Origin of the sequence: Photobacterium sp. OFAV2-7, from assembly GCF_022347985.1 — a bacterium.
Classification (GTDB): Bacteria; Pseudomonadota; Gammaproteobacteria; order Enterobacterales; family Vibrionaceae; genus Photobacterium.
This window is the reverse complement of sequence record NZ_JAKRFQ010000074.1, coordinates 1-10,655: the sequence shown is the minus strand read 5'-3', so window position 1 is coordinate 10,655 and position 10,655 is coordinate 1. Positions and strand designations below refer to the sequence as shown.

The following is a 10,655-nucleotide window of genomic DNA, read 5'->3' as shown; positions in this document are numbered from 1 at the left end:
TCGGAATAATTACCGGTACCTGGTCATCGATTTCGGTCGGTACCTCACTACCGGAACTGTTTGGTTTGCGTACCGAGCACTACATGCCTAAGCCACTGACGGATGAGCCGTAACAGGTTTGGTAATAGCCTTTATGGCTCACGATACACCAAGGCCGCAACACGCGGCCTTGTCTAGTTTTCTGGTCATCAAAGTGTTTTAAAGTAGAGACGCTTTGAATAAATTTGTCTTTTTTTCATTTTTATGCAGGCAAAATGCGAATAACTTGTCGATAATAATTTTAATATTTGTTTGCAAAGTGAGGTTTGTGTCACAGATATTCTCAAAATGGCAGTGATAAAGGTAGATATTAACCGGTATTAATATTGCATTTATCAATAGTGAGCATGAAGAGTCCTACTTAATACACTGATAAATGACAAGGGCGACATTATGTATGATACAGAAATGAAGCTAAACCATCAGATTGTTCAATTTGTAGAAACGCAATTGCATGAGCTGTTGTCACCTGAAGCAGACCAGGTATCAGCAGTACAGAATCACGAGAATATGCAGGCCGTAATGCTGTCTATACTGGCCCAGTACCTGTCCGGGCTCAAAGCCATCAACTGTCTGTTGGGCAAAGGCTTCGTCGCCCAGACTCGGGGTATTTTCCAGACCCTGGGTGATGATTATGAAGATATCATTTTCCTTAGCTTGCCAAGCCAGGATGGTGAAGTTTCACCATTGCATCATGAGTACCTGAAGAGTGCAGCTGGTGATGAGTGCCATGGTTGTTATAGCCCCGTGTCACGCTGTGAAATTCGCAATATGATCAAGCGAGCTAAAAACATCAACCATAATGTTTTCCAGCTTTATCCGAAAAAGCAGGCCCTACAGGTGTTGCGTCCCACCGGGGGCAAACCTTGCTCGGTGGATGTTGCCATCGACCTACACCGTCACTTTGCCTACAAAGCGATTTTGCTAACGGTATTGACCGCCAAAGTTGCCAACAACGTAGAGATTATGCGCGCGTGCCTGAACTATCGTGCTCACCTGGAAATGATTGATCCCCGCACTGTTGAGTTTATTGCAGCAGAGCACCCGCAGACCCATACGCGTGAAATGGGTGTCGTTCCCCGTTATGCGGCGGCAAGGTAAAGAAAACCGACGGCTACCCAAGCCTTCATCAATTGTGTTAATTTCATATACCCAAGCTACCTCAAGATGCAGGGTTCAGAGTGAGACCAGCGGGTTCAGTTCAAGGAAAATAACGGTAGTAATGGTAGCCCCTTTCAACGTTATTTGACACAGAAATGGGCTCGCTGGCTCACTCCCAAAGGGCGAGTTCCAGTTCTCTTAAATAGATAAGGGCTTCTACGCGTTGTTACCGATTATTAATTTAGAGCCACTAGATTTTCAAATCGGTGCCTAGCCTAGTAGCCAAGTAATTCTCGCTGAAACGAGCATCTTGAGGTAGTTTGGGTATAGTATGCTTTTGAAAAGGAAATTTGGGTAGATCATGGGAAAGAAAGAGTTAGATACTAAAATTGTGACTGCTGGGCGCACCAAGAAGTGGACCCAGCATTTGGTTAACCCGCCAGTGAGCCGAGCTTCGACCATTGTTTTCGATTCTGTTGCAGAGATGAAGCATGCAACGGCAAACAGGGCCAATAAAGAGCTGTTTTACGGTCGCCGTGGAACCAATACCCACTTTGCCTTTCAAGATGCCATGGTCGAGTTGGAGGGCGGGGTAGGTTGTGCACTGTATCCATGTGGTACCGCAGCAATATCAAATGCAATCTTGTCCTTTGTTAAAGCGGGCGACCATATCCTGATGGTCGATGGGGTGTATGAGCCAACCCGAGATTTCTGCGATAAGATACTGGATAAAATGGGTGTTGAGACAACCTATTATGATCCGATGATTGGTGAGGGGATCCGAGATCTGATCCGCCCTAATACCACTGTGCTATTTCTTGAGTCTCCGTGCTCAATCACCATGGAAGTACAGGATGTGCCGACTTTGGCACGCATCGCCCATGAGCATGATCTTGTCGTGATGTTGGATAATACCTGGGCCTCTCCTATTAACTTCCAGCCGTTTGAGCACGGTGTTGATATTTCGATTCAGGCCGCAACTAAGTACATTGTCGGCCACTCTGATGTCATGCTCGGTACGGCTACGGCTAATGAACGCTGCTGGGATCAGTTACGTGAGAATAGCTATCTGATGGGCCAGTGTACGTCTCCTGATGATGTCTACCTTGCAATGCGCGGATTGCGTACGTTAGGTGTCCGCCTGAAACAGCATGAGCAGAATAGCCTGAAAATTGCCAAATGGTTGGCAGAGCGTGAAGAAGTCGATCATGTTCGCCACCCTGCCTTGGAAAGCTGTGAAGGGCACGAATTCTACCAACGTGACTTCAAAGGTTGTAACGGGCTCTTTTCGCTGGTGCTGAACCGCGGAAATACCGAGGCGCTAACAGCACTGCTGGACGGGATGGAGCACTTTAGCATGGGGTACTCCTGGGGCGGTTTTGAAAGCCTGATTTTGGCCAATGAGAATATCAACTCGATTCGTACCGCCAAGAAAAAAGACTTTGCCGGACCAATGTTACGCCTGCATATCGGCCTGGAAGACTGTGACGATCTAATTCGTGACTTGGAAAAAGGGTTTGAGCGTTTCAATGCTGTGCTGAACAGCTAATTCTGATCGGGTAACTTAGGTATATCAAACAGGCCGCTTTTGCGGCCTGTTTGCGTTTAGGTAAGGGGCTTTTTATTGTTCGATTTCATCTTGAAGCTGGGCTAAAAACCCTTTCATGTAAACCGTTCGTTTGTGCGCTTCTCTTCTTCCTGCTTCCGTGTTCATTGTATTTTCCAGCTTGAATAGCTTGTTATAGAAATGGTCGACACAGAATGCCCGGTCGTTGTACTCGCGCTGCTGGCAAAACGGGTCGTCATCGGAGTAAAGGCGGGCATTGAATGAGCTGCTAACCTGGATACAGCGAGCGATGCCAATGGCACCGAGGGCATCTATGCGGTCGGCATCCTGGACGATCGCGGCCTCCACTGTTTGGGGGGCGATATTGGCACTGTAGCTATGGGCTTCAATGGCATGTTTGATTTCATCAAAAAATATAGCTGGATAGTTTATCTCGGCCAAGACTCTGATTGCTTCAACGCCGGCAAGCTTAGAGCTGTTGCGGCGCTCTGGGTGGTTTTTGGGCAGAGATACACAATCATGAAGCCAGGCTGCCGGGATAACCACTTCCGGCTTGGCGTTTTCGGTAATGGCAAAAGACTTCGCCGCCGTAACAACACGTTCAATATGGCTGAGATCATGGGCTGGATCTGTGGTCATTTGTTGTACAACATAGTCTTTTAGTTAGTGTTCGAATTGTTCGAGTTGCAGTTCAGTCACAGCGATAACCTTAAATGATTCCATACGAGCTCAAGTCTTTGTCTAGACTAATGTTATACCCAAACTATCTCAATATGCAGGATTCAAAGTGAAACAAGCATCTTGAGGTTGTTTTTGCATTAGGCAGATTTAAGGAGCCAGAATCACCATGAACTATAAACTGACGGTAATCGCAATAGTGGCACTTGGCGTAATGGGGTGTAGTAGCTCGGAGATTGAGAATTATCAGCTTTTTCCTGATGAGTATGTAAGTAATGTTGAGTATGACAGCATTTATCATTACGGTTATAACCAAGGCTGTGAGAGTGCATTAAATTTAAAAGGGCAGCCTGACATGGATTACCTGAAAGACATTACGTTAGATAACAGTGATACGCGGTTTAACGAAGGTTGGGATGATGGCAATGCGGCTTGCAAGGACGGTGTTCGAAGAATAATGCCAACGTCGAAGATCTCAGGGGGAACGATACAGAGTACTTACTAATTTGGGGCAGCGACTATTCTTAGCTAACTATAAAGAAAAAAACAGACCCGAGGGTCTGTTTTTATTCTGCTCAATATTACTATCGGAAATGAAGAAATAAACCTAGCCTGATTTTTTTCTTAATCATTGTTGATACCGACATTTATATTATGCAACTGATGCTTACGCAGCAGTAGGTCTTGTCAGTGAGTGTACTTGGCCTTCACGGAATGCGACAGGAACAACCGCATGAACCTCTGGAAGCAACAAGTATGCATCATCATTTGCATCATTATTCATTTCAACAACGATTTGAAGATGCTGATCTAGTGCTTTGTAGAGGTTTGGTTTATGTTGCTTATTACCTTGATTGCCAAACTGACTATAATGACCTTTACTGGAATATACCCAGATATTGAAAGGGTCATCGCCCCTTTCAAGTTGCTCGATAAAATCGGCGATATGTCTCATAAAAGTCCTTTTTGTCAATATCAATATCTTTGTATTGATGTGTCTATTATGGGAGGAAGACAGGATTTTTCAATTTGAATTCAGTAGCTTTATTCAAGTTATGTGATCTTTGTAGTGTTTTAAATGAAAACGACTAAGCACAAATATTCCATTTCCTATCTTCAGTGACGAACCACAAATAAAACAATACACAAATATACCAAATAGCAATATAGATAAATTGTTATTAAGTATTAAGATCTATCATTTAAATATATTTATTAATATCAAAAAATCGCTTTTAGATATTAATCTTGCCCTCTATTAAACTAAGTGCTTATTGGTTTAGGTATGCAATTTGTTGCCATTTATATTAGGAGATAATTTGTCACTAATAAAATATAAAAGTGAATTAGCAGTAATTGGTGGAAAATTTGACGCTGAATATAATAGCGTCAATTATTCGACTATTTCTTACGCTTTATTCGGTCTTAAAATAATAATTGGCTGAGGCCGAGGCATCATATCCATCGTCCGATATAACTCCATATGCTGTTGACGAAACTGCCGTGCTGAAGCGTCGTCGGAAGCAGGGACAGTTGATGTGGTTGTGCAACCAATTAAATATAAACCAGTAATTGCAGTGACCAATGATTTACACATAGCTGAAACTCATTGAATTAGCGCTATCAGACAAGAAAATCACCAGATTAGCCGAACGGCTGGAAGGACTTAGATGAAGGTAGTGCCGGTTACATTTAGTTAAGTGTAATTGACAGAATAAAATGCTGATAAGGACTGGGTTGCGTACAAAAAGCCAATGTCTTGATGCCAGCTGCCAATATTGTTCATGATTCGATCAGAATTCAGGTATCATAATTGGCTGTTCCATAACGAGATAAAGTCATGTCAGAGACCCCGGTAAAAGTTATTCAGAAGGCCACATGGGTTGGCTCGATCGCTAACGTCGGTTTGGCCGTATTGAAAATAACAGTGGGTAAGATAACAGGTAGCCAGGCGCTGGTGGCGGATGGCGTCCATAGTTTTTCGGATCTGGTTACCGACACGGCTATCCTTATTGGCTCCCGCTACTGGACGGCTCCGGCGGATAAAGGCCATCCGTATGGACATGGCCGCTTTGAAACGCTAACAAATATTTTTATTGGTGTGCTGCTGGCTTTTGTCGGCCTGGGAATAGGCTGGGATTCGATTAGCTCATTGGGCCATGATTCAACCACCAAGCCGGGAATGCTGGCATTTGTTGCCGCGTTGGCTTCCATCTTGGTTAAAGAAGCTCTGTATCGCTGGACAGTTACCCAGGCCAAAAGAATCAATAGCCGGGCCTTGCACGCCAATGCATGGCACCATCGCTCCGATGCGCTCAGTTCGCTGCCGGTTGCTGTAGCTGTAATTGCTAATCTCTTTTTCCCGGATCTGCATTATCTCGATCAGGTGGCGGCACTGATTGTGACTGCGATGATCTTGAAAGCTGCCTTTGAGATACTTTGGCCTGCTTTGCTGGAACTGACAGAGGCCGAAGCCGATAGTGAGATAGAAGATAAGATTCAGAGCTATGCCGAGTCTGATCCCGATATCCGTGAAGTGCATGCAATTCGAAGCCGTCGCACGGGAAGTACGATTCTGCTGGATTTTCACTTGTTGGTGGAGCCATCCATGAGTGTTGATCATGCCCACACGATTAGCGAGAACTTCAAGTCACATATTCTCAAGCAAATCGATGAGGTTGTTGATGTGATTATTCATATCGAGCCTTATACATGTGCTGAGCGGGTGATTAATCCCTGCTGTGAAGACAAGCAATGTGATTAAACCGGCAGCACCCGCCTAGAGGAGCGAAGGTATGACAGAGATAAACACCTGCAACGAGCAGGTGTTTTTTTATTGGGCCAGTAGTATTTTTTTATGGTTGTCTCAACTTTGAGATAGCGTCTTAACGCTGACCTTCACTAGGCTTTTAACTTAGTTACTTATCAATGTCTCACCTGAGCGGTTCGGGGGAGGATGTCGGTTTCGATGAGGGTAGGTTATGCCATTAGTAAGAATCAAATCATTGCCGTTTGATCATGAAGTCCCTGTGCCACAGGTTATTAGTGCGCTGTCCCAGGCAATTTCTGATGCAGCTAACATTGAGCAGCAGCATATCATGGTGACTTGGGAGTACCTTGCCCAATCACACTATTCCCACCATGGGAAAGTTGCAGCCAACCAGCCGATTAATACACACCCTCTACTTATTGATCTGATTGCGCCTAACTTTAACACTGAAAAGCAGATAGCCTCGATGCTTGAACTGATTGCCCATACCATAGCCGAGCAGGTTCCAATCGCTAAAAACAACATTTTCATTAACTTTACACCGGCCTATAGCGATGGGGTTTATGATGAAGGACATATTGTTGAGTGGGATATGTAGCTTTTATCAATCAAGAAAAGGCTGATTTATGACCAAGAAGCCTGATCTGGCACACAGAATGAAAAAAAGTCAGCTATTTATTGGCTGACTTTTTCAGTTTATGGCCTGAGTAATTATGTACTTTGAGTTTGGCTTACCGTGGCTTAACAGGGCCAGAATAAGCGGCAAATAGGATTAAACCGCCTGAGTGCTGGTACTTGTAGTCGTGGCCTGGATATCGACGCTGAAGCTGTGGAACCAAGCGAACTGAATAGTCATGCTCAGTTTTGGTGTTTATATCTAATGATTCTATAACAGCTAGCGATTTGTACCACACTTGTTGTGATTGTAAATGCTTTGTTATCTTTAAGGGGTGGTACACAAACATGGAATGTCTATGAAAGCACTTGAAGCAAATTTCGATGGGTTGGTAGGGCCAACCCATAACTACAGCGGGTTGTCGTTTGGTAATGTCGCTTCGGCTAAAAACCAGGCTGCACCGTCGAACCCCAAGCAGGCCGCAAAACAGGGGCTGGCAAAAATGAAAGCCCTGTCTGACATGGGGATGATTCAAGGTGTGCTGGCACCGCAGGAACGCCCGGATGTAAAGACCCTGCGTCAGGTTGGCTTTACCGGTAGTGATAAAGCGGTGATTGAGCAGGCGGCGAAACAGGCACCGAAGGTGCTAGCTGCCTGTTGTTCGGCTTCAAGTATGTGGACGGCCAATGCCGCAACGGTATCGCCATCGGCAGATACGGCAGACGGTAAGATTCATTTTACGCCAGCCAACTTAACCAATAAGTTTCACCGCTCGATTGAACACGAGGTGACAGGTCGGATCCTGAAAGCAACTTTTTCTTCGCCAGAGCATTTTGTTCACCATTCTGCCTTGCCTGCAGTCGAGCATTTTGGCGATGAAGGTGCAGCGAACCATACTCGCTTTTGCCATCAATATAATGAACGAGGCATTGAGTTTTTCGTATATGGTCGCCACGCCTTTGATAGCCGCCACCCAGCACCGGTGAAGTTCCCGGCCCGGCACACTTTTGAAGCCTGCGAGGCGGTAGCACGACTGCATCAGCTTGAGAATGATGACGTGGTGATTGCCCAGCAAAATCCAGCAGTGATTGATCAGGGTGTCTTTCATAACGATGTGATTGCGGTAGGCAACAAGGATATTTTGTTCTGCCATGAGCAGGCTTTTTTGAATCAGCAAGCGGTTTATGACGAGCTTACCCAGAAAATGTCAGGCAACTTCAATATCATTGAAGTGCCGACCAGTGCCGTATCGGTTGATGATGCCGTAACCAGCTATCTGTTTAATTCGCAGTTACTTGCCTTGCCCTCAGGCGAAACCTTGCTGGTGCTCCCTGAAGAGTGTCGCAATAACCCCAATGTCTGGGCGTATATAGAGCAGATGCTGGCGGAAAAACGCGGTATCGACAGGGTTCAGATTTTCGATTTGAAACAAAGTATGGCCAACGGTGGCGGCCCAGCATGTCTGCGCTTGCGTGTTGTGCTGAATGAACAGGAACAACAGGCGGTGAATCCCTCCACCTTGATGAATGAGACCTTGTTCAATCGTCTCAATCAGTGGGTAGAGACGCATTACCGCGATAGCCTGGTTGAAGCAGATCTCGCTGATCCGCAACTACTTGATGAATCCCGCACCGCACTAGATGAGCTGACACAAATCCTCTCGCTCGGTGCCGTTTATCCATTTCAGCGATAATCCATCCCAAATAAGCGGTACACCTGTACCGCTTAGACTTAACCTATATCGGTGTCTCTATTGCCAAGACATTGATGTCTTACTATCTGATAACAATAGCAATATCTCAATTACGAGATATGTCAGGCTGCTATTTTTATCGCAAAATCAATCGTGTATTGCAATTTCGATACAATGATTATCTCAAGGTGTTGATTTTAATGTAAATATAGATTGGCACGAGTTCTGATTCCCTGTTCCTGATTGTGAATTTGGAGGTAGGGAATGAAAAAAGCGCTTGTGGCAACTCTTGGCATCATCTTGACTGGCTGTGGTTCGGAATCTTCACCGTCGATATCTGGCTTAACAGAAAGTACCCGTCTTAGTGATAATAATGCACCGCCTAATGCACGGTTTGAGCAATACCGGATCAGTGCGTTTGAGCTGGATCCTAGCCAATTCGCACTAGCGGGAAATAGGGTGTTTCTTAAAGTCTATTCATCTTCAGGTAATGTACTTTTTCTAGGGCAGATAAATAAGCAGAAACCTGTTTCGCTTCCGCTTTCACTGCCAAATAGTGAGAGGGTTGTAAAGTTTGATCTATTTAGCGATTTAGATGGCGACAATAGTATTTCAAGGGAGAGGCAGCTATGAGCCGATATTTCAGGGGAATCTTGTTGGCCGCAATGTTGGCAATACCACAGGCAAAAGCAGCAACAGTATCTGTTCAGTTGAAAGATACGATCAAGCAAGGAAGCGGGAGTATTGATCTATTTCGTGCCAAACAGCAAAAGAACAATTTGTCAGCTGCAGATTTGGAGGAAATGAGAACTGAGCACGGTGGTTCATTGGTTTTTGCCGTTGATGTCAATGAAGCAGCCAACGGGTCGGAGAAGGCGTCTTGCCAGGGGGTGGCAATTGAATCAGCAGTGCTCACTGTTGTTATCGATGGAAATAGTATCTCTTTTAGTAATTACTCGACCCCAACGGAGTCTATGCTGGCCAAAGTCGGTACTACTGAACGGAAGCTTTATTATACCCTGATAGGCCAGACTGGCTCGTCATTAATCACGCCGAGCAGTAGTAGTGAGTTGAACGGGAGCTCGTATGATGCGCTGATCACTATGCCGGTAGATATGGCTTTGGATAATGCGACTTCGGCAATATTAGACGTCACCCTGCTGGAGACAAATACCTCTTTGGGAGATCCCGAAGCGTTTTATGATTACACGGCAGGTTTTGAAGACCTTGCACTTGTCAGTTCGGAAGACTCCACGTACTTGGCAGGGCTGGCACCGGGTCAAAATGAGGCACCATTGGTCATCACTCAGGGGCAGGTTTTGAACCCGGTTGACTCTTGGGTCTATTATCCTTCAGCTGTTGAGTACTATATTGCCGCCTATGAGGACAATTACCCGGCTAAGAGCGACTATGACTTCAATGATCTGGTTGTCGGTTATCGAGTCGGCCTTGGCATGGAAGATGATAAAGTCAGCTCTCTGCTGATATATGGTTATATCATCGCACGTGGCTCAGGTTTTACCCATGATTGGTATTTACACATAGGCTTGCCAGATGATGCTTCGGGAAGTGGCACGCTAAACTTGTTCAAAGCGGGCTCTAGCGAGCAGGAGAACGGGTATCCGAAGTCGATTTCCCAATCTGGTAGTTTTGATCAGCGCTTGCTTCAGGGAACCAAGTCCCTGATGCAGATACCGGGGCTTGAGTTTGCCAATACAGAGGCTCAGGTCTCACTCATTCAGGGGCAGAAATTCAGTGTCTCGTTTGACTTTGATACACCCCTAGACCTGGAGGATGTTGCACTCCCACCCTACGATCCCTATTTGCATGTGACCAATACGGGTTATGAAATTCACCTGCCAGAGTTTGCATCGCGGCTAGGAAGTTCGGTCAATAGTGCAGAAGGCGTTGGCGGCTTTAAAAATGAGCAGGGCTACCCGTTTGTCGTGATAATTCCGGAAGACTGGGAGCCGCCCCTCGAACATGTTGACCTTGGTGACGCGTATAGCTCATTTTTGGGGTATGTCTCTAGTTCAGGTTCGGAGAACACCTCTTGGTATACTCAGCCGTCAGAAACAAAAATCAAAGGAATTGGGAAAGCTTTTTGGAAATGGGATTAATATTAAGACAACTTAGCGACCTTTCGAGGTCGTTTTGTTGCCTGTTAGGGGTACCTAGGCTTGACCTGTTT

At 45.5% G+C, this 10,655-nt stretch carries 10 protein-coding genes and 1 pseudogene; 9 read left to right on the top strand and 2 right to left on the bottom strand.

The window, feature by feature from the left end; translation table 11 throughout:
- The 3 genes and pseudogenes from secF to MHN01_RS07090 all read left to right on the top strand — a co-directional run.
- A pseudogene (secF, locus tag MHN01_RS07100) lies at positions 1–113 on the top strand (protein translocase subunit SecF); the annotation flags it as partial.
- A 319-nt stretch (positions 114–432) separates the two neighbouring features.
- The gene (locus MHN01_RS07095) at positions 433–1,140 is read left to right on the top strand and encodes a hypothetical protein (RefSeq protein WP_239410680.1); all 708 of its coding nucleotides are present in this window, start codon (positions 433–435) and stop codon (positions 1,138–1,140) included.
- Positions 1,141–1,501: 361 nt separating this feature from the next.
- Complete coding sequence (locus MHN01_RS07090; RefSeq protein ID WP_239410679.1) at positions 1,502–2,689, top strand: cystathionine beta-lyase; 1,188 nt, start codon at positions 1,502–1,504, stop codon at positions 2,687–2,689.
- 72 nt (positions 2,690–2,761) lie between these two features.
- On the opposite strand, the gene MHN01_RS07085 is transcribed toward MHN01_RS07090, so the two are convergent.
- Complete coding sequence (locus MHN01_RS07085; protein WP_239410678.1) at positions 2,762–3,346, bottom strand: HD domain-containing protein; 585 nt, start codon at positions 3,344–3,346, stop codon at positions 2,762–2,764.
- A 208-nt stretch (positions 3,347–3,554) separates the two neighbouring features.
- On the opposite strand from MHN01_RS07085, the gene MHN01_RS07080 reads away from it, so the two are divergent.
- On the top strand, positions 3,555–3,890 hold the full coding sequence (locus tag MHN01_RS07080; RefSeq protein ID WP_239410677.1) for a hypothetical protein: 336 nt from the start codon (positions 3,555–3,557) through the stop codon (positions 3,888–3,890).
- Between the two features lie 162 nt (positions 3,891–4,052).
- Here the strand turns inward: MHN01_RS07080 and MHN01_RS07075 are convergent, their stop codons facing one another.
- Complete coding sequence (locus tag MHN01_RS07075; RefSeq protein ID WP_239410676.1) at positions 4,053–4,340, bottom strand: hypothetical protein; 288 nt, start codon at positions 4,338–4,340, stop codon at positions 4,053–4,055.
- A gap of 885 nt (positions 4,341–5,225) precedes the next feature.
- Here MHN01_RS07075 and MHN01_RS07070 point away from each other — a divergent pair.
- The 5 genes from MHN01_RS07070 to MHN01_RS07050 all read left to right on the top strand — a co-directional run bounded on the left by MHN01_RS07070 (position 5,226) and on the right by MHN01_RS07050 (position 10,584).
- Positions 5,226–6,149, top strand: coding sequence for a cation diffusion facilitator family transporter (locus MHN01_RS07070; protein ID WP_239410675.1), 924 nt, complete (start codon positions 5,226–5,228; stop codon positions 6,147–6,149).
- Between the two features lie 217 nt (positions 6,150–6,366).
- Complete coding sequence (locus MHN01_RS07065) at positions 6,367–6,753, top strand: hypothetical protein (protein ID WP_239410674.1); 387 nt, start codon at positions 6,367–6,369, stop codon at positions 6,751–6,753.
- Between the two features lie 376 nt (positions 6,754–7,129).
- A complete protein-coding gene (astB, locus tag MHN01_RS07060; RefSeq protein WP_239410673.1) occupies positions 7,130–8,464 on the top strand; it encodes an N-succinylarginine dihydrolase in 1,335 nt (444 codons plus the stop codon).
- A gap of 264 nt (positions 8,465–8,728) precedes the next feature.
- Complete coding sequence (locus MHN01_RS07055) at positions 8,729–9,097, top strand: hypothetical protein (RefSeq protein WP_239410672.1); 369 nt, start codon at positions 8,729–8,731, stop codon at positions 9,095–9,097.
- A complete protein-coding gene (locus MHN01_RS07050; protein ID WP_239410671.1) occupies positions 9,094–10,584 on the top strand; it encodes an LruC domain-containing protein in 1,491 nt (496 codons plus the stop codon). Before MHN01_RS07055 ends, MHN01_RS07050 begins: the two co-directional genes overlap by 4 nt.
- Positions 10,585–10,655 lie beyond the last annotated feature (71 nt).